General features: G+C 54.6%; 19 protein-coding genes. 7 read left to right on the plus strand and 12 right to left on the minus strand.

Features of this window, described 5'->3' with window-relative positions; genetic code table 11:
- Positions 1–44: 44 nt before the first annotated feature.
- The 8 genes from ACQE2I_RS10465 to ACQE2I_RS10500 form a co-directional block, all read right to left on the minus strand.
- On the minus strand, positions 45–1,103 hold the full coding sequence (locus ACQE2I_RS10465) for a septal ring lytic transglycosylase RlpA family protein (protein ID WP_427028049.1): 1,059 nt from the start codon (positions 1,101–1,103) through the stop codon (positions 45–47).
- Positions 1,100–2,179, minus strand: coding sequence for a lytic murein transglycosylase B (gene mltB / locus ACQE2I_RS10470; RefSeq protein ID WP_427028050.1), 1,080 nt, complete (start codon positions 2,177–2,179; stop codon positions 1,100–1,102). The genes ACQE2I_RS10465 and mltB overlap by 4 nt, the downstream gene beginning before the upstream one ends.
- Positions 2,180–2,270: 91 nt before the next feature.
- Positions 2,271–3,431 (minus strand): rod shape-determining protein RodA, encoded by a 1,161-nt coding sequence (gene rodA, locus ACQE2I_RS10475; RefSeq protein WP_427028051.1) that lies wholly within the window; start codon positions 3,429–3,431, stop codon positions 2,271–2,273.
- Positions 3,432–3,434: 3 nt separating this feature from the next.
- The gene (gene mrdA, locus ACQE2I_RS10480) at positions 3,435–5,342 is read right to left on the minus strand and encodes a penicillin-binding protein 2 (RefSeq protein ID WP_427028052.1); all 1,908 of its coding nucleotides are present in this window, start codon (positions 5,340–5,342) and stop codon (positions 3,435–3,437) included.
- 71 nt (positions 5,343–5,413) lie between these two features.
- Entirely contained in the window at positions 5,414–5,881 is a 468-nt protein-coding gene (gene rlmH, locus ACQE2I_RS10485) for a 23S rRNA (pseudouridine(1915)-N(3))-methyltransferase RlmH (protein WP_427028053.1), read from the minus strand.
- Entirely contained in the window at positions 5,878–6,276 is a 399-nt protein-coding gene (gene rsfS, locus ACQE2I_RS10490) for a ribosome silencing factor (protein WP_427028054.1), read from the minus strand. The genes rlmH and rsfS overlap by 4 nt, the downstream gene beginning before the upstream one ends.
- A 78-nt stretch (positions 6,277–6,354) precedes the next feature.
- The gene (nadD, locus tag ACQE2I_RS10495; RefSeq protein ID WP_427028055.1) at positions 6,355–7,014 is read right to left on the minus strand and encodes a nicotinate-nucleotide adenylyltransferase; all 660 of its coding nucleotides are present in this window, start codon (positions 7,012–7,014) and stop codon (positions 6,355–6,357) included.
- Between the two features lie 37 nt (positions 7,015–7,051).
- Positions 7,052–8,359, minus strand: coding sequence for a glutamate-5-semialdehyde dehydrogenase (locus ACQE2I_RS10500; RefSeq protein WP_427028056.1), 1,308 nt, complete (start codon positions 8,357–8,359; stop codon positions 7,052–7,054).
- A gap of 197 nt (positions 8,360–8,556) precedes the next feature.
- Between ACQE2I_RS10500 and ACQE2I_RS10505 the strand changes: the two genes are divergently transcribed.
- From ACQE2I_RS10505 to ACQE2I_RS10515, 3 genes are read left to right on the plus strand one after another with little or no spacing between them, the layout of a single operon-like run.
- Positions 8,557–9,411, plus strand: a complete 855-nt coding sequence (locus ACQE2I_RS10505) for a hypothetical protein (protein ID WP_427028057.1) — start codon at positions 8,557–8,559, stop codon at positions 9,409–9,411.
- Positions 9,408–10,340: a diguanylate cyclase domain-containing protein gene (locus tag ACQE2I_RS10510; RefSeq protein WP_427028058.1), complete on the plus strand. Its 933-nt coding sequence runs from the start codon at positions 9,408–9,410 to the stop codon at positions 10,338–10,340. Before ACQE2I_RS10505 ends, ACQE2I_RS10510 begins: the two co-directional genes overlap by 4 nt.
- 43 nt (positions 10,341–10,383) lie before the next feature.
- Positions 10,384–11,781: a bifunctional DedA family/phosphatase PAP2 family protein gene (locus ACQE2I_RS10515; protein ID WP_427028059.1), complete on the plus strand. Its 1,398-nt coding sequence runs from the start codon at positions 10,384–10,386 to the stop codon at positions 11,779–11,781.
- A 19-nt stretch (positions 11,782–11,800) separates the two neighbouring features.
- On the opposite strand, the gene ACQE2I_RS10520 is transcribed toward ACQE2I_RS10515, so the two are convergent.
- From ACQE2I_RS10520 to mpl, 3 genes are read right to left on the minus strand one after another with little or no spacing between them, the layout of a single operon-like run.
- On the minus strand, positions 11,801–12,424 hold the full coding sequence (locus ACQE2I_RS10520) for a LysE family translocator (RefSeq protein ID WP_427028060.1): 624 nt from the start codon (positions 12,422–12,424) through the stop codon (positions 11,801–11,803).
- A gap of 3 nt (positions 12,425–12,427) precedes the next feature.
- Positions 12,428–13,093 carry a flavin prenyltransferase UbiX gene (locus tag ACQE2I_RS10525; RefSeq protein WP_427028061.1) on the minus strand — a complete coding sequence of 222 codons (666 nt, stop codon included), beginning with the start codon at positions 13,091–13,093 and terminating at the stop codon, positions 12,428–12,430.
- The gene (mpl, locus tag ACQE2I_RS10530; RefSeq protein ID WP_427028062.1) at positions 13,090–14,496 is read right to left on the minus strand and encodes a UDP-N-acetylmuramate:L-alanyl-gamma-D-glutamyl-meso-diaminopimelate ligase; all 1,407 of its coding nucleotides are present in this window, start codon (positions 14,494–14,496) and stop codon (positions 13,090–13,092) included. Before mpl ends, ACQE2I_RS10525 begins: the two co-directional genes overlap by 4 nt.
- A 265-nt stretch (positions 14,497–14,761) precedes the next feature.
- On the opposite strand from mpl, the gene ACQE2I_RS10535 reads away from it, so the two are divergent.
- Positions 14,762–15,148 carry a glutaredoxin family protein gene (locus tag ACQE2I_RS10535; protein WP_427028063.1) on the plus strand — a complete coding sequence of 129 codons (387 nt, stop codon included), beginning with the start codon at positions 14,762–14,764 and terminating at the stop codon, positions 15,146–15,148.
- Between the two features lie 88 nt (positions 15,149–15,236).
- On the opposite strand, the gene ACQE2I_RS10540 is transcribed toward ACQE2I_RS10535, so the two are convergent.
- Positions 15,237–15,767 carry a hypothetical protein gene (locus ACQE2I_RS10540; RefSeq protein WP_427028064.1) on the minus strand — a complete coding sequence of 177 codons (531 nt, stop codon included), beginning with the start codon at positions 15,765–15,767 and terminating at the stop codon, positions 15,237–15,239.
- 311 nt (positions 15,768–16,078) lie between these two features.
- On the opposite strand from ACQE2I_RS10540, the gene ACQE2I_RS10545 reads away from it, so the two are divergent.
- From ACQE2I_RS10545 to ACQE2I_RS10555, 3 genes are all read left to right on the plus strand, one after another.
- The gene (locus tag ACQE2I_RS10545) at positions 16,079–17,659 is read left to right on the plus strand and encodes an ABC transporter substrate-binding protein (RefSeq protein WP_427028065.1); all 1,581 of its coding nucleotides are present in this window, start codon (positions 16,079–16,081) and stop codon (positions 17,657–17,659) included.
- Positions 17,660–17,825: 166 nt separating this feature from the next.
- Positions 17,826–18,875: an ABC transporter permease gene (locus ACQE2I_RS10550; RefSeq protein ID WP_427028066.1), complete on the plus strand. Its 1,050-nt coding sequence runs from the start codon at positions 17,826–17,828 to the stop codon at positions 18,873–18,875.
- Positions 18,872–19,828, plus strand: coding sequence for an ABC transporter permease (locus ACQE2I_RS10555; protein WP_427028067.1), 957 nt, complete (start codon positions 18,872–18,874; stop codon positions 19,826–19,828). The genes ACQE2I_RS10550 and ACQE2I_RS10555 overlap by 4 nt, the downstream gene beginning before the upstream one ends.
- Positions 19,829–19,830: the final 2 nt, after the last annotated feature.

Genomic DNA, 19,830 nt, shown 5'->3' on the forward strand with positions numbered 1-19,830 from the left:
CGGCGGCGTGCTGGGCACGCCACAAGAAATAAACAGGGTGCGAATTATCGCACAACAAAGACCTGGGGGAACCCTGCTTGGCGCAGTGTTTCACGCGCCTGGGTTTCTTGCCCTGGCTTAATGGGCCCAACTTGAACACGATACACGTCGGCATCGTTCACAATACGTACGGAATGGGGCTGCTCACCCTGCAAGCGCTGCTGTAACTGCTGCGCGCCTGCTGGGTTACCTAAAGCAGCTATTTGGAGATAAACCGTGTTGCCAGCTTCGTTTTGATTTGGCTGGTTCTGAAGCTCAGCGGCTGATGGCTGGGCTTGTGACTGCGCTGTAGGCGCTGCTTGACGTGCAACAGCAGGCGCAGCGCTTGCAGCAACACGTGGTGCTTCTGACACCCCTGGCTGAGTAGATGCGCTGCCACCTCTGCCACGCTCGGCTAGCCACTGCTGAGGATTAATCGCCTCGACTTTCACGGAACCGGTACCGTGGTCGAGAAACCCTAGCCGCGCCGCCGCCGCATAAGAGAGATCTATCTCACGATCACTATGGAAAGGCCCGCGATCATTGACGCGCACAATCACCGATTGACCGCTATCTAGACTGGTGACCCGCGCAAAGGTGGGCAGTGGCAGCGAACGGTGGGCCGCCGACATTTTATACATGTCGTAGATTTCACCATTAGACGTCGCGTAACCATGGAATTTCTCACCATACCAGGATGCCGTACCACGCTTCTCATAACCCGTTGCATCGGGCAGTACATGGTAGGTTTTGCCCCACACTTCATAGTTAGACCGGTTACCCGCACGTGAAGGCTGCTCTATGCGCGGCTCAGCGTCAGGCACCTTGGTTACATCCGGCGGCTCAAGGGGGTAGGCATCACCGCTCATGGCATAGCGGCCGCCGCTGGTGCCGGCAGCCGTTGAGGCTGGCGCAGCCGCTTGATTAGTGGTCGTTTGCTGGTCCTTGCCAGGCGCGTCAACCCGCTGTGTGTCGTTGCTGGCACAGCCACTGACCAACACCAATACAGCAAGCACCCCTCCTGCACGCTGGACAGTCGATATAGAGGTCTTGGCAAATCGGGGCTTTAGCAAGCAAATATTCATGCCTCGTCCTCGTGCGACTCATTTTCCAGCTCGGCAATCGCTTCCGATAGCTCGGCGACGGCCATACCATAAAGGTGGCTATGGTTGTAGCGAGTAATGACATAAAAGTTGAATTCGCCAAACCGATAGCGCGTTTCACCATCGGCAAACTCAAGCGCTAACGGCACTACCGCTAACGCGTCATCTAGCGGCTCGCTGGGTTCTAGCCCATGCGCGGCAAGCTGAGCGATGCTTACCGTGGGTGACGACGTTTGATTGAACGACAGCTCGTCTAGTAGCGCTACGGGCAGCACGTCAGGGCCATCGGCCTGATGGTAAATGTCGCCACCTGGCTTCCAACCGTGCTCAGCAAAATAGTTTGCCACGCTGCCGATAGCATCGACTGGATTCTCCCATAGGTCACGCCGCCCATCATCATCGAAATCCACTGCATAGGCTTGATAACTAGTAGGAATAAACTGTGGATAGCCCATGGCGCCCGCATAAGAGCCGCGCAGCTCAGTAGGATCAACCTGCTGCTCATAGGCTATGCGTAAAAATGCCGCGAGCTCACCACGAAAAAAATCGCCCCTTGCCGGGTGATGAAATGCCAACGTGGCCAGGGAGTCCAATACACGGTGCTGGCCTTTATGCCGACCATAATAAGTTTCAACACCAATAATCGCGGTAATAACCTCGGCGGGCACTCCGTAAGCGCTTTCGGCCCGCGCTAATGCATCGGCGTGGGCTTCGATAAACGCAACGCCTTCTTCAATACGCTGCGGGGTCAGAAAAATAGCGCGATACTCATACCATTTGAGGCGCCGCTCAGCGGCACCTTCCATGGCGTCCAATACGCTTTGCGTATAAGTTGCCTGGCCCAACGACTCTTCTAGCCACCCCTGCGGCAGCCCCTGCTCAACCAACTCATTCATCAGCGCTTGGCTATCAGCATTCTGCTGCGGGGCAAAACCCTGGTAAGCAGTAGTATCTTGCTGAGAGACTTGTGAAGGCTCATCGGCAAACACCACGGGCGCTGACCAGCACATCAAGGCTACCAATAAATAACTGCTCGTCTTTCCTTTGACCCTGTTCATTAACTCTCCACTCCCGAACTATCTATTCCAAACCATTGGTAACTGAGGTCTACATCGTAAGCAGTTCGCGCGCGGACGGTAGGTTGGCCTCTTAGCGCGACAGCAGCCGTCGGTGGGCATGTATTGACATGAGAATACCGAAACCCGCTAACAAGGTCACGCTTGAGGTGCCGCCGAAGCTGACTAACGGCAGCGGTACGCCAACGACGGGCAGGATGCCGCTTACCATACCCATGTTGACGAAGACATAGATAAAAAACGTCAGAATAATACTGCCCGCCACTAAACGACCAAAGGTATCTTGAGCGGCACTTGCCATCCACAAACCACGGCTGACGATTAATAGATACAGACACAGCAGCACCAACATGCCCACCAGCCCGAACTCTTCACCTAGCACGGCAATAATGAAATCCGTGTGCCGCTCAGGCAAAAACTCCAACTGGGACTGAGTCCCCTGAAGCCAGCCTTTACCCCATAGTCCGCCACTACCTATGGCCGTAGTCGATTGAATAATATTCCACCCAGAGCCTAACGGGTCGCTATCCGGATTTAAAAACGTCAATACGCGCTGGCGCTGATAGTTATGCATGTTCATCCATAATACCGGAACACACGCCGCCCCCAGCGCGGCAATAAATCCTATTAACCGCCAGGACAAACCCGCTAACAGCACCACAATCACCGCAGCACTCGCCACTAGCAGCGAAGTGCCCAAATCAGGCTGGATCGCCGTTAGCACGACCGGCGCGCCGATGATGACCGCGCATACCGCTATATCGCGTAGCCGCGGCGGTAGTTCACAGCGATTAAGATAAGCTGCAACCATCAATGGTGCCGCCAGTTTCATCATTTCCGAGGGCTGAAAACGAATCACCCCCGGAATCTCAAGCCAGCGCTTAGCCCCCATGCCTACATCACCCACCACCTCAACGGCTATCAACATAGCCACACCGAAGCCATAAGCCAGTGGCGCAAAACGTAAAAAGGTGGTTGGAGAAAATTGAGCAATAATGGCCATGCCCACTAGCGCCACACAAAAACGTAAGCTTTGCGCAATCACCGCATCCATGGACTGCCCGGAAGCGCTATAAAGAACGACTAAACCGCCCCCCATAAGTACCAACAGCATGCCCAGTAGCCATGGGTCAATATGGATCCGCTCCCAAATACTTTTGCGCCGCGGGATGCCACTCTCCGGTGGCCGCACTGGATGACCACGCATCGAACGGGCTATATAATGCCAAGGCATAGCTTAGTTGCCCTCCACATTGGCATCATCTTCCTCTAACACTTCGCGCACTTCTTCTGCATCAGGCGCATCGTCTTTCAGCAGCCAGGCATCGGTCATTGCGCGCGCCAAGTGGGCTGCGTGAGTACTGCCGCCGCCAGCGTTCTCTACAATCACGGACACGGCAATCTGCGGATCGTCCAGCGGGGCAAAGGCCACAAATAGCGCGTGGTCACGCAGGCGTTCCGCAAGCTCGTCAGCGTTATAACGTTGATCCTGACCTAACGAGAATACCTGGGCGGTGCCTGATTTGCCGCCCATGCGATACTCAAGGCCCACGCCGGTTCGGCGGGCCGTACCTTCAGTGCCGCTAATCACTTTTTCCATACCGCTAAATACGCGATCCCACCAGCCATCGTTGGCTAGCTGAATATCATCCAGGGTATCCGGCAGGTCTCGCGCAACGGGAGCATCGCCAATCTGGCGGGCTAATCTGGGTTTCACCCAATCGCCGCGGTTGGCCAATGTCGCTGTGGCACTGGCGAGCTGCATAGGCGTTACCTGCCAATAACCCTGCCCAATGCCCACCGAGAGAGTTTCGCCAGGGTACCAAGGCTGGTTAAAACGCCCGCGCTTCCAATCGCGCGATGGCATTAACGCCCCGCTCTCACCCTGAACGTCATGGGCAACGCGCTGGCCAAACCCAAAATTACTCATTTGCTCATGCAAATTATCGATACCTAAATCATGCGCCAGCGTGTAGTAGTAGGTATTATTTGAGACAGCTAAAGAGCGCTCCATATTGACACGTCCGTGCCCCCAACGCAGCCAGTTACGGTAGCGACGGGAGTCATTAGGCAGTTGGTAGTAACCCGGATCGCTAATCGTGCTATCAGGTGTAATCACCCCTTTCACCAACCCCGCTAAGGCTAGAAAAGGCTTGATCGTAGACCCCGGCGGGTAGTGACCGCGAATGGCGCGGTTAAACAGCGGTAGGTCAAGGTTCTCCTGCAAGCCGCGATAAGATGCAACGTCAATACCAGTGACAAACTGGTTACTGTCAAAGCCGGGGGCCGACGCCATAGCGAGAATCTCGCCGGTTGCCGGCGCGATAGCCACGATAGAGCCGCGACGACCATCCAGTAGCTCGTAAGCCAACATCTGAAGCGACTTATCCAGCGTCAGGGTTAGGTTCTCACCCGGCACCGGGTCAGTGCGCCCAAGCTCGCGCAAGACGCGACCGCGGGCGTTGGTTTCTACTTTGCGAAAACCCGCCTGACCGTGCAGCTCCTCTTCGTAAAAGCGCTCGATCCCGGTTTTACCGATAAAGTGGGTTCCCGCGTAGCGACCCGAATCCAGCGTTTCCATCTCTTCAGCGTTAATACGGCCAACATAACCCAGTGCGTGGGCCATGATGTCTGCATCGGGATAATATCGCAGCGGCTGAGCTTCTATCTCAACGCCTGGCAAGCGGTGGCGATTAACCGCCAAGCGAGCGATTTGATCTTCGCTTAAGTCACTGGTAAGTAACGCAGGCTGGAAAGGACGTTGACGCTGGCGGGAGCGCACGTTGAACGCTTCAATCTCTTCTTCAGGCAACGCTAATAGCTCTACCAACAGCGCCAGGGTTTCATCGAGATCATCGACACGTTCGCGAACCAACGTCAGATTGTAGGTCGGGCGATTTTCAGCCAGCAGCACGCCATTACGGTCATAAATGAGCCCGCGGTTCGGCGGGAGGGGCTCAACGCGCACCCGGTTATTTTCGGAACGCGTGCTGTACATATCGTGCTGAACGATCTGCAAATACACCAAGCGCCCCATAATAAGGCTTGCCAGCGTCAGTACGACTAAAACGGCGAGCAGCGCTCTAACACGAAAAATACGCAGTTCTTGCTCAGAGTTTTTTAGCGTGTTGGGGCGCTTGAGCATGGCAACGATGACTCTCAAATCAAATAAAAGGCGCAGCAGGCCATTAACAGTGATTGCTCACCGGTTAACCGTCAGCGGTGATAAGGGTGACCTACCAGTAGCGTCCAGGCACGGTACAGCTGTTCGGCCAGCATAATTCGCACCAAGGGGTGAGGTAGCGTAAGCGGGGAAATTGACCAGGTCTTTTCAGCCCTGGCGGAGAGAGAAGGTTCAAGCCCATCCGGCCCGCCCACCAGCAGCACGATATCGCGTCCTGACATGCGCCAGGCATCCACCTCTTGCGCCAGTTGCTCGGTCGTCCACGGCTTGCCCTTCACTTCCAACGCGACAACATATTCGTCGCCTCGCAGTTTATCGCGAATTCTCTGGGCTTCTTGAGCGCGCGCTTTCGCGATGTCAGCATTTTTGCCACGCTGGCCGAGCGCGACTTCTTCTATCTCGAGATTAAAATCTCTGGGGAGCCGCTTGCGGTAAGTCTCAACGCCCTCTTCTACCCAGGCAGGCATTTTGCTTCCCACCGCTAACAGCCGAATCCTCATGACATGCCGGCTCGCTCATGGAAGTGTTCGAGTGTTTCATTGAGCGCCTCAGAGATAGCGCCAGAATCAGTAGGTAGATCGGCCCATAGCCGCTCTAAATCATATAAGGTGCGTGCCTCGGGCATCATCACGTGAACCACAACGTCGCCTAGGTCGACCAGCACCCAATCGGCATTATCGCCACCCTCAACGCCCAACGGCCCTAAGCCTGCAGCTTTGGCCTTTTCCACTACGTTTTGTGCCAGAGCAGCGACATGGCGTGTCGACGTACCGCTGGCAATCAGCATGAGGTCAGTAACCTCGGTTAATGTAGCGACATCCAGCTGGGTAATGTCGCGTGCTTTCAGGTCTTCTAACGCGCCAACCGCTAGGTTTTTCAATGTATCGATGTGCATGACTCCTAAAGACAACCTCATTGGGTAATCAATCAATAAAGCCGGCCATTGTAACGGCTTCTTTGGTGACTGCCAGCGCTATTCGCGCTGCCGATAAAGTCCGTCGTGCTCAATGACCTGTTCAACGCTGGCGGGCAGCAAATAACGTACGCTCTTGTGGCGTGCTAAGCACTCGCGAATATAGGTCGCAGAAATTGCCATTAACGAGGGCAGCTCCAACGGCAAATAGCCCCCACCGGGGCGCTGCATTAATGTCTCTACGCTATCGACTCTACGATGCTCCACCAGTTCCGTTAAGATTGCCGGCAATGGTTCGCTGTAGCCGGGTCTCGCAATCACCACTAGGTGGGCAAGCTCGAACAGACGCTCTGGCTGATACCACTCAGCGAGACGCAAAAAGGCATCATAGCCAATAATCATTACCAGCCGTGCCTGCCCACCGTACTCGGCGCGCAGCTCGGCAAGCGTGTCAGCGCTATAAGAGGGCCCTGCTCGTTGTAGCTCACGCCCATCGGCAACTAGCCCGGGCGTGTCGCCGATACCCGCTTTCAATAGCGCCAAGCGCTGCTGCGCCGAGACCTGGGGCTTATCGCGTAATGGCGGCTGCTGAGCGGGTATCATGTGCAGTTGATCAAGCGACAGTACTTCTAATAACTCGACTGCGCTACGCAAATGCCCGACATGAATGGGGTCGAATGTGCCGCCCAGCATGCCAATACGCTGCGCCGTTTGATTCATGCCAATACCTTATTTATACCCATAATCTATGCGCGCCCTATTCACGTACCTGGCCGTCACCGAAAACGACGTATTTTTGTGTGGTCAGACCCTCAAGCCCCACTGGCCCCCGGGCGTGAAGCTTGTCGGTTGAAATACCAATTTCCGCACCCAGACCGTACTCAAAGCCGTCAGCAAAGCGTGTTGAGGCATTAACAATGACCGAACTGGAGTCCACTTCCGCCATAAAGCGCCGTGCAAGTGAGTAATCCTGGGTGACAATCGCATCCGTATGGTGAGAGCCGTAATGCTCAATATGGGCGATTGCTTCATCAATGCCTTCGACCACTTTAATCGCCAGCACCGGGGCCAAATATTCGGCATGCCAATCCTGCTCATCCGCAGCGGTCGCTTGCGGCAACAGCGCCTGCGTGCGCTGGCAGCCACGCAGCTCAACGTCATGTTCAACATAGGCGCGAGCCAGTTCCGGCAATAATAGATCAGCAATCGGCGCATCGACGAGCAGCGTTTCCATCGTATTGCAGGTGCCATAGCGATGCGTTTTCGCATTCACGGCAATCGCTAACGCTTTGGCGGGGTCGGCGGTGGTATCGATATAAACATGACAAACGCCGTCGAGGTGTTTAATCACCGGCACACGGGCATCACGTGAAATACGTTCAATTAGCGACTTGCCACCGCGAGGAATAATGACGTCAACATACTCAGGCATGCTGATCATTTCGCCTACCGCCGCTCGGTCGGTGGTCGCGACTACCTGTACGCTGCCTGCGGGCAGGCCGATATCTGCGAGTCCCGCTTGAATACAGGCGCTGATGGCAGCATTTGACTCCTTGGCTTCCGATCCACCGCGAAGAATGCACGCATTGCCGGATTTCAAACATAAGCTAGCGGCTTCCATCGTCACGTTGGGTCGCGACTCGTAAATAATCCCTATCACACCTAGTGGCACACGCATTTTACCGACCTGTATGCCGCTCGGCCGATAGTGCATATCGCTAATTTCGCCCACCGGGTCTGGCAAGTTTGCTACTTGGCGGAGCCCTTCAATCATGGCGTCAACGCGGGCATCATCCAGGGCCAAACGGTCCAGCAAAGCACTTTCCAAACCATTCTCACGCCCATGCTGTAAATCCTTTACATTGGCGTCTAGAATGCGCCCACGCGCTTCGGCTAAGCGCTGCGCCATGGCGAGTAAGGCACGATTTTTCATTCCCGTATCCGCCCGGCGAAGTTCGCTGGCGGCGCGCCGCGCCGCCAGCCCCACGGCCTGCATATAGGCGGGCACATCACCTGCAGATAAATACTGATGGGCCTCGTCTTGAAACGGCGTTGAAACGCTCATAATGTCTCCGTGCACCATGGTGCTTTAAACTTTAATTGGCTAAATGTAGCCGATTTAACCTTTGTGCATATGTTACGTCATTTCGACGTTATACTGAGGATAATTAATACGCTAATGTGTGTCGTGCACGTTTGTCATGCTGCACTCACCCACTTGCACGGATACACCTGATGATTCAGGACAAATAGTAAGCCACCATGCAAAGCAAGTACAAAATCCGTCTACTTCGTGCCAATCTTTTAGCCGCCGCCGTCGCCTTAGCGCTCTGGACCCCGGCCACCCCCCCCGCTGCTGCCCTAGCGCTGTGGCTTTCGGTCAGTTGGCTATTTATTACCGCACTACTGCTCGATTTCAGCCATCGCCGCTCTCGGGGGTTGCCGTGGCAAGTCGTCTCCGGTGGGCTTTTGATGTGCTTAATTGCGGCCGCCCCAGAGAGGCACGGTATTTTAACCTGGGCCTGGGCGGCAATGCTGATGTTGCCACAAACCAGCTGGGTGGCCGCCTTTAACCTTTGTGCCGCGTTGATTAGCGCAGTGATGGTGGCCCCTCAACTGGACGCCCCTGCACTGATGCTTCTGCTCTGCTCTTTGCTGGTGCTCGCAGTACTGGCCCTGTCCCGGGCGCAACAACTCATTGATGTCAATGGTTCTATCCGCCAGCGTCTTCGTTTAATTCCAGGCCTTAATTTATGGGCCGGAGAACAACTGCTGCGCGATATTCCCCGAGAGCAAACGCGCTGCGAACGCGAAGGGGTTCATGCAGAAGTGTTTATTCTGCATATAAAACGCCACCAGCTTTGGCCAACGGCACAAAAACTGTGTGAGCTAACCTATGACTTTGAAAACGTCTACCGCTTGAACAGTACGACGCTAGTCACGCTAATATTCTCACGCTCGCAAACAGAAGCAACTCAGCGGCGCAACCTGCTGCTAAGCGAACTGCCCAGCAACACGATGAGCGAGCACCTGGAATTAATTAATATCGAACCGGCAGCGTTAACGGTATTTGAGATGAGCAAACTGCCCTCTGAGCGTGAGCGGGAGACGGTATGATTGAACATCACATCTCCAGGCGGTTGATGACGCTAGCCTACGGCGCCAGTATTGTACTGATGGCAGGCTACGCGCTTTGGCTTTATGCTATGGGTAACTATCGCGCCTTGTTGATCCCCACATTTACAACCTTACTGCTCGTGTCGGCCCTGTTAATGCATATCGGGCAAGGGCTTAAAACCTTTCTACCACGCACTATTCTGCTCGGCTGTAGCTACGCGGTAGTACTCGGTGGCTTCTACTATAACCCTCAGTTATCGGCTATTTGGCTAGGCTTGCCGATTACCGCCGCCTTTTTACTGCTACCGCTATGGGCCGCTCTACTGATTAACATTGCCGGTGGACCGCTGTGGTGGCTATTTCCATCCATAGCCGCCGCGCCACCCGCAATTATTGTTGGTTATATTGCTTTAACGCTGCTGCTTGCACTACCCCGTTGGGAGCACGCACGCCGTCGGGCGCTGCTGCGGGCCACCGACCCCAACGATACTGACTGCAACGCCTATCATATCGATACCTTAAAAGAGCGCTTACATAGCGAGTTTCAGCGTGCCACGATGCTTAATCAGCAGTTGGCGGTACTGGTATTGCATTTACCGCAGCTGGATATGGCGGAGGAGCAGTTTGGCTATCGGGCAAAAACGGCGTTGTTAAGTGTACTGTGCAGCGAAGTGAATAGCCGCTGCCGTGATCACGATGTGCTGGGGCGCGCGGGCAACGCTACCTTTTGGCTTGTTTTACCGGATACCACAGAAAGCGGCGCACTGTTGGTGCGTGAGCGGTTACAACGCGCCCTCTCCCAACGTGTGCTGGTAGAAACCGGCCAACTTGAAGCGCGTATCGCGGCCTGCCTACCGAGTCGCGCGGAGAACTTCGAGAATTATAGAAAGCGTCTTGAAGCCCGCAGCTTCGCTCTTACTCGTGTTTAATTGCTCGCGGCCAAATCCCGCCCCGCCTTAGCCGGAGAAATCAGTGCCGCTAGCCGATACGCTTCACTCATTAACGCCATCGCCTGGGTTATTACTTTGCCTGGTGCTGGTGATTTCATTAGTGGAATCGCTTGCTCTGGTGGGTTTACTGGTTCCCGGGGTAGTGCTGATCACCACGGCTGCCTCACTAGCCGGCCACCAGGATATTGCCTTGGCTTGGTTAATCGGAGCGGCCTTTTTAGGAGCTATTGCTGGTGACGGTCTCAGCTTCGCCCTGGGGTTTAAACATCGCGAGCAAGTCACACAGCGCTGGCCGCTTTCTCAGCATCCCGAGTGGCTGGGGCGAGGAGCACGCTTCTTTGAGCGCTATGGCGTGTCGTCGGTTTTTATTGGCCGCTTTGTAGGCCCCGTACGGCCGATTATTCCACTGGTGGCAGGCATGATGCGTATGCCACCACGCACTTTCATTTGGGCCAATATAACCTCTGCGGCACTCTGGGCGCCGGCTTATATACTGCCCGGTTATTTACTGGGCCGAACTTGGCAGCACCACTTAAACCTTCCTCCGGGGCTGGAGGCGGCGTTACTTATACTGGTCGCGATTATGGTCGTACTCGCGGTAATTTTTTCCTGGGGACGCCATCAAGCCACTAGGCACGGCAGGCTTTACCGGATAATCGCCAGTAGTATTCGTCGCTTGCCGCTGCTGCGCCGACCATGGCTTGCCATGAGCCAAACCGGCGATGTTCCGCTGGCCTCGCTGCTACTGTTGGTAATAGCACTTGGCAGTTTATCGGGCTGGACGTTACTGGTGATCGCCCACCACGGGCCACTGGAAATGGATCTGTTTGTTCAGGACTTATTTACCTATTTTCAGAGTGATGTTACTTACCTAGTGGGTAATAGTTTTGCGCGCATCGGCGACACCCTAGGCATTATCGCCTTAACCCTGCCGTGGGCAGTGTGGCTGCTGTTGAGTAAGCGTTGGGACGTTCTACTTCACTGGGGAGGCGCCTTAATAGCAGTGGCGCTGCTTAACATCGCGGGTAAAGGGGTGTTTGGACGCCCGCGCCCGGATACCCCGGACTACCTGATGGGGTCGTTCTCTTACCCCAGTGCCCATACGTCAACGGCCGTGGTGCTATGCGGCCTAGCCGCAGCGTTTATTGCCGCCGAGCTTCCCCGGCATAAACGTTTTTGGGCTTATTGGGTGGCGCTGGCAGTCACTTTGCCAATGGCACTGTCGCGGCTGGTGGTGGGCGTTCACTGGTTTAGCGACTTAGTGGGCGGCGCCCTATTAGGTTTAGTTGTTTGCGCCCTTACTCTGCTTCACTGGCAGCAGCAGCCCCGCGCCAGCCTACGCCCCTGCCATTGGCCACTGCTTAGCGTGGCGTCGCTGGTGCTGATCAGCGCCCGAGTCGGTCTGCTGCCGCCGGTTTAAATACCAATTGAAAGCGTTGCTAACCAAATGCCAACCAAAGCCCGACCCCAATCATCAGCGTTCCCGCAATGCGGTTGAGCAAGCGCACATTGCCGCTCTTACCGAGCACATTGCGCAGCGTTTTACCGCCCGTGGCGTAGACCAGCATGCTGGCAAATTCAATCGTCAATATCACCGCAATCAGTAGGCTAAGCTGGCCTGCCAGCGGGCGATTACCGTCCAAAAAGGGGGGCAGTAACACCATAAAGAACGCCCACCCTTTGGGGTTTGCTACTGCGGTGACAAAGCCTTGCATGGCGAGTTGCAGTGGGCTAGCGGGTGGGCCAGCATCCAGCTCGCTGGGAATCGCCATGCGCCCCCGAGAACGCCACATCATGATGCCTAAATAGCCCAAATAAGCCCCGCCGACCCATTTAAACAGCACGAATAGCGCTGGTTGACGTAGCATCAGTGCCGCCACCCCGGCACCGGCAGCTGCGGCTACCAAGCCGACGCCGATCAGCTCGCCAATCATCATCCACAGCGTACGCTTAACGCCCTGGGTCATACCCAGCACCATAGCAAGCGTCATGCACATGCCGGGGGTAAGCGAGACAAACAAAAACGTTGGTACAAACACCGACAGCGTGGCCCACGACATCATAGCTCACTCATCCTTGGCTGATGAGACGTGGCCGGTACTGCCTACTTCGCCCCAGCGAGGCACCAGCGAATGCTCAATGCCTAACTGGTTAAGAATACGTGCCACAATAAAATCAATCAGGTCATCAATGCTTTTCGGGCCATGATAAAAACCTGGAGCGGCAGGCAAAATAACCACTCCCAAGCGGCTCAAGGCCAGCATATGCTCAAGATGGATGGGCGATAGCGGGCTTTCACGCGGCACCAACACCAGCGTTCGGCGCTCTTTAATCGCCACATCGGCCGCCCGCTCAATCAAGTTGTTGCTGGCCCCGGTGGCCACAGCAGAAAGCGTACCGGTGGAGCACGGGCACACCACCATGGCAGAGGGCGCACCAGAACCTGATGCGACTGGCGCCATCCAGTCTTCGCGGCCAAAGCAGCGAATTTGCCCCGGCTGCGCCCCACTGCGCTCGCTTAACGCCTGGGCTAAACGCTGGGGCTGTGCAGGCAACACAATATCCGTTTCCGTGGCGATTACCATGTGCGCGGCTTTTGAGATCATTACCCACACTTCATGGCCCGCCGCGACCAGTACATCGATCAGGCGTAGCCCGTACTGTGCCCCCGACGCGCCGGTGAGAGCGACGGTAATCGGCTTTTTGAAAACAATTTCAGTTGGTTGGGTCACGCTTGCCCCTCTTCAGCGCTTTTTTGAGCGGCCGTTAAGGCGGCAAGCAAACGCTCATGGACACCCTCAAAACCGCCGTTGGACATGACGACAATACGGTCGAGCGGTGACGCTTGTGTGACCACGGCAGCAACTAGCGTATCAATATCGCTATAAAGCTGCGCATGAGCACCTTGGGCCGCCACCAGCTCTTGCATTGACCAATCCAGCTCAGCGGGTTGAAACCAGAACACGCTATCAGCATCCGCTACGCTGTCGATTAAGCGCTCGCGCAGTGCGCCTAAGCGCATGGTATTAGAGCGCGGCTCAATCACCGCGAATAAGCGCCCTTTGGTTGTCGCCGCGCGCAAACCTTTAAGCGTTGCCGCAATCGCCGTGGGATGATGAGCGAAGTCATCAATCACCTGAATACCATTAATTTCACCGCGCACTTCCTGGCGCCTTCTGGGCGTTTCAAAACGCGCCAGCGCCGCACAGCCACGGGCTAAATCTACCCCGCACAAGTAGGCAGCTGACAACGCCGCCAAAGCATTGCGCGCGTTATACTCGCCGGTAAGCGGCCACTCGACGATAGCGTCTTCTTCCTGGCCCTGCTTATCGTCGCTATAGATCACCTGAAAACGACTAGCGTCGTCGCGCTCAAGCTTGAACTGCCACTCACTTGTAGCCTGACCGCCAAAGTGCGCTACCGGCGACCAAGCGCCTAGGGCCAGCACACGCTCAAGGGCGGGCTGCTCATCCGCGACTAATAAATGGCCCTGGCTGGGCACGGTGCGCACTAAGTGATGGAACTGGCGCTCAATGGCAGCCAAATCAGCAAAAATATCCGCGTGATCAAACTCAAGGTTATTAAGTATCGCGATATGCGGACGATAGTGCACAAACTTAGAGCGTTTATCGAAGAAGGCAGTGTCATACTCGTCGGCTTCCACCACAAACGGTGCCTTTGCATCGCCCAGGCGCGCCGAAACGCCAAAATTACGCGGTACGCCGCCAATCAAAAAGCCCGGCGATAGGCCAGCGCTCTCCAACAGCCACGCCAGCATGCTCGCGGTGGTCGTCTTGCCATGGGTACCCGCTACCGCAATAACCCGCCGCCCCGGCAATACGTGTTCGGCCAGCCACTGCGCGCCTGAGGTATACGGCACGCCACTATTAAGCAGCGCCTCTACCTCTTGATTGCCCCGCGACATCGCGTTACCCACTATCACCAGATCAGGCACAGGCGATAAATGGTCAGCGTGGTAGCCCTCCTTCAGCGTAATGCCTGCGTCAACAAGCTGGGTACTCATGGGTGGATAAACATGCTGATCGGAGCCACTCACTTGATGCCCCAACTCGCGCGCCAGCAGCGCTAGGCTGCCCATAAAGGTGCCGCAGATACCAATAATATGCAGATGCATGGCTCTCGCCCCGTCAATCGCGAATAAACGAATTGAATAAAACGCCAAAATAAGACGTAAAAATAGCCAAATAGCCTAGCATGCTGACTCGCTTTGCTCATCACCTCATCGTTATAAACCGAGATTATCGCTGGCAAAATGCCCTTCAAGTGACAAATCCTTTTAGTTGTTGCAGGATGCGGCCACTGTTTATGAATAGTGACTATCACTTCCTTCCCACTCGTCACGCTGGTGTAAGCCGATACATCAGCAAAGGAGTCTTTCGATGCGCATTTTAATTCGCTATTTTTTCCGTGGCCTTCGCGTGGTACTTGCCCCGTTTATGCTAATTTCTGAAAAGCTCTCCACGCCTAAGTCAGTCGAACGCTCGCCCGAAGAGCAAGCCCGCATTGACGAATCATGTCAGCGTCTTGCCCTGTATCAATTTCGCTCCTGCCCGTTTTGTATCAAAGTACGTAAAGAGATAGCGCGCCTGGGTTTGAATATTGAGCTGCGCGATACCCAGCTTGACCCGGACCATAAGCAGGCACTCTTGGAAGGCGGCGGGAAAGTCAAAGTGCCCTGCTTGAAAATCACCCACGACGACGGGCGCGAAGAGTGGATGTATGAATCCAATACGATTAATGCGTGGTTGCATAAGCAGTTTGATTAATCAGCGTTATTAGGACATTCCCCGAGGTCGGCGAAAGCTGGCCGCGGGAACTAGAACTCATTATCCGATGTTTTTATTAGTCGCCTTTTTAAAACTCTATTTTTTGCGCTTCGAGATCAAACTCAACGCCGATTTCTATACTCTCCTCTTGGCTGGGCGGCTCTTCTAGCTGTAGTTGCAGTGCTAGTTGCCCTTCGATTCTACCTGCCACATGAATCCGACCGCGGTCACGTTCATAGTGTGTCAGCGTTACGGCCACTTCTGCCCCCTCTGAGGTATACAGCGGCGGCGATACTGAAGCGCCGATAGGGTGAATAATCACGGCAGTTATTAACTGCTCTGCTTGCACGGTCAGGCTAATAGAGAGCGACTCCTGGGTTTCCCATGCGCCATCGTCAATAAACCCTGTAATATCAATTTTTATATCGTCGCCTGACTCAACGAACGAAGCATTGGAGTCACTACCATGGCTTAAAATAAACCACTCGCGTGAATCACCGTCCAGCGAGCCACTAATTTCAGCGTCCGTTTCAGTTGTTGGTTCGGTGGTTGGTTCAGTGGCCATAGCGTGAGTAGGCAGCCACCAAGCCAGCGCTGCTATACCGATTATTTTCCACATACGTTTTCTCCGGCTATCTTTGCGCATCCACACGACTGCTACTTTTATCTAATCAAAAGCCAGTACTGCGCCGCTATTAGCCATGTCATTTAGCAGACGAATGATGCCTGTCATTATTTCGATTGTATGTACCGATAGGCACTCTCTATGTTGTTACTCTAGGTTATCAACTTAGGTTGAAAAGATACCCTACGATTTGACCGTGCCTGTTTTACTGGCGCTTGCATGGTTTGAAGCATAGCTTTGCTGGTGCTTCAAACCAGCAAAGCAACGGTAAAACGAACAATAAACAATGACCCAAGGGAACGATTATGACGCTCAAGAAGACCCTTCTGGCTTCCGTTATTGGTGCAGTGGTTGCCGGTACGACGTTACTGCCGATGACCGCAAGCGCTGAAACACTCCGCATTGGCTACTCCGCCGACCCTGAAACTCTCGATATCCACGAGCAGCTCTCTGGCGGCATGCTGCGCTTCTCACACCTAGCTTTTGATCCGCTTATCCGCTGGACAAAAGATTTTGAATTCGAGCCGCGCTTGGCCACCGAATGGGAGCAAGTAGACGAAACCACCACGCGCATGACCCTGCGTGAAGGCGTTACCTTTCACTCTGGTAACGAGTTCACTGCTAAAGACGTGGTTTGGACCATTGAGCGTCTGAAAGAGAGCCCCGACTACCGCGCTATTTTTGAACTGGTTGCCAGCGCCGAAGCAATTGACGACTACACCGTTGAAATCGTTACCAGCGAGCCTTATCCGCTGCTACTCAACCTGGCTACTTACATCTTCCCGTTGGACAGCGAGTTCTATGGCGGTGAAACCGACGACGGCAACGACAAAGCTGAAATCGTTAAAGCGGGCAACTCCTTTGCTTCGCGCAACGTTTCCGGCACCGGCCCGTTCGTAGTCACCGACCGTCGTCAGGGCGTGCGGGTTGATCTAGAACGTTTTGAAGACTATTGGGATACCGAAAGCGAAGGCAATGTTTCCAACATCGTGCTGACGCCGATCGCTGAGAACGCCTCGCGGGTTGCCGCTCTGCTCTCCGGTGGCGTTGACTTTATCGATGCTGTACCGCCCAACGATTTGGACCGTGTACGCGAAGCCGATGGCGTCAATCTAGTAGAAGTTGACGGCACGCGTATCATTGGTTTCCAAATGAATGAAGAGCGCGTTGAAGCCTTTCAGGATACCCGTGTTCGCCAAGCGGTTGATCTAGCGATTAATCAAGAAGGCATTGCTGATCGTTTGATGCGCGGTTTCGCGACGCCAGCTGGCCAGTTCTCCCCAGAAGGCTACTCTGGTTACAACAACGAGTTAGTGCCGCGTTACGATATTGAACGCGCTAAAGAGTTGATGGCTGAAGCGGGCTATGAGGATGGCTTCAGTGTTGAAATGATTGCGCCCAACAACCGCTACGTGAACGATGCCCAGATCGCTCAGGCCGTGGCAAATATGCTGGCGCAAATCAATATTAACGTTGATCTGCGCGCCATGCCGCTGGCACAGTACTGGCCTGAGTACGATAGCCGCGAATCGGACATGGCGATGATTGGTTGGCATGCGGATACGGAAGATACCGCCAACTTCTTCCAGTACCTCTCCTTCTGCATCGATGAAGAGTCTGGCGCTGGTCAGTACAACTACGGTAGCTACTGCAACGAAGAGATCGATGCACTGGTAACCGCAGCGGATAGCGAAACCGATCTGGAAAAACGCAACGAAATGCTGCGTGAAGCTGAAGCGATGCTCTACGAAGATGTCGGTTTCATTATGCTGCACTGGCAGAACCTTGCTTACGCTGCCGCCGATGGCATCGAGATTGAGCCCGTTGTTAACGCTATCGATTTCCCCTACCTGGGTGACCTGGTGATTAACCGCAGCGACGACTAAGCGTTAACTGCACAAGCGTTAACTGTGAAATAGTTGATCGCAAGGATGCTTCGCTCCCTAAATGTTTAGGGGGCGAAGCCTTTTGGTTAGCGGTTCAAGCCTCGAAGAACTCTGCATAGCATGCCCCTGCTCCTTTGTTGAACCTTTCATATAGGTGGCGTACGCCATGATTGCCTTTTTAATCAAGCGGCTGATGCACGCGATTTTGGTGATGTTTGTCATCAGCGTGCTGGCCTTCGCCATTCAGGATAACCTGGGTGACCCCGTACAGCAGATGGTCGGCCAGTCGGTGCCGGAAAGCGAGCGCGCTGAAATACGCGAGCGTTTAGGCCTTAATGACTCTTTTCTAGTGCAGTACGTTCGCTTTGCCAAAAATGCCGTGCAAGGTGATTTTGGCTACTCCTACTTCTATCGCGAACCGGCGTTGGAAGTTATTGCCCGCCACTTACCGGCCACCTTAGAGCTGGTATTTGCCGCGACACTGATTATTGTGCTGTTTTCAGTTCCCATAGGGGTATATAGCGCCATTAAGCCGCGGTCACCGATTTCTCGCCTGTTTATGGGCGTATCGATTATTGGCATTTCGATTCCGGTGTTCCTGACCGCGATCGTGCTGATTCAAATTTTTGCGATTGGCATTACTGTCAGCATATTCCCCGCAAGCACCGGCTGGGGTGCTTGGTTGAATGATTTATTCTCGACGCAAGGCAATATGCCCTCCTTTGGCCGAGGTTATGACTTAGTCAATGTGGTTGGAGAATGGGATACCAACTTAGCCACCTGGAACGGCTTACAGCATTTGGTGCTACCGGCCGTCTCACTGGCCTCTATTATGCTACCGCTGTTTATTCGCCTGATCCGCGCTGAAATGATGGAAGTGCTGCAGTCAGAATACGTTAAATACGCTCGCGCCAAAGGCATCTCAATGCGCCGCGTGTATTTTGTTCACGCCCTTAAAAACACCATGCTACCGGTGATCACCGTGGGTGGCGTGCAGATCGGTACTATGGTGGCCTACACCATCTTAACCGAGACCGTCTTCCAATGGCCGGGCATGGGACTAATGTTCCTGGATGCGATCAATCGTGCCGATATACCCCTGATTGTGACCTACCTAATGATTGTCGGCGTTATTTTTGTGGTCACCAATACGATCGTAGATCTGATCTACGGCCTGGTGAACCCCACCGTTAAACTGACTGGGAAGCCCGCATGAGCACCCCAACCAACTCCTCACCAGCGAGCGCGTCTCCCAGCCGCTGGGCGCGCCTACGCGCCTCTTATATGTGGTACAGCTTCAAGCGTGACTACACCGCCCAGCTCTGCTTGGCCGTGTTTATCTGCATGGTTATCGCCGCCTTTGCCTCCCCGCTGCTGGCACCAACCAACCCTTACGACCTTTCCCAGATCGACATCATGTCATCCGAGTTGCCGCCCTTCTGGATCGATGGCGCTGATGATCGCTTCGCGCTGGGCACCGATGCTCAGGGCCGCGACTTATGGTCAATCGTGCTCTACGGCACCCGCGTCTCGCTGCTGATCGGCTTTGGTGCGGTGATTTTGCAGGCCCTGATTGGGGTCACTTTCGGCCTAATGGCGGGTTACCTGGGCGGCCGCGTGGATACTCTGTTAATGCGCTTGGCCGATATTCAGCTGTCGTTCTCGACCCTCATGGTCGCTATCGTGGTGGGTGCGCTGGTCAAAGCCACCATGGGCAGTGCCTTCTACAGCCAGTACGCGGTGATGATGCTGATCTTAATCATTGGTCTTGCCGAATGGCCGCAATACGCGCGTACCGTGCGCGCCTCGGTATTGGCTGAGAAGAACAAAGAGTACGTGGATGCCGCCCGCGTCATGGGGCTGCGCAGCAAGCGAATTATGTTCCGCCACGTGCTACCCAATACCATGTCACCGATCTTTGTTATCTCTACGGTACAGATAGCCAACGCGATTATCTCTGAAGCGGCGCTGTCGTTTTTGGGGCTGGGAATGCCGGAAACGCACCCGTCGCTAGGCTCATTGATTAAATCAGGCTTTGACTATATCCAGTCAGGCTCCTGGTGGATCACGTTGATTCCCGGTGCGGTGCTGGTGGTGCTGGTGCTGTCGATCAATCTACTCGGCGATTGGCTACGTGATGTCATGAACCCACGACTCTACAAAGGCTGAGG

It is taken from the genome of Halomonas sp. H2 (assembly GCF_050215315.1).
Taxonomy (GTDB): Bacteria; Pseudomonadota; Gammaproteobacteria; order Pseudomonadales; family Halomonadaceae; genus Vreelandella.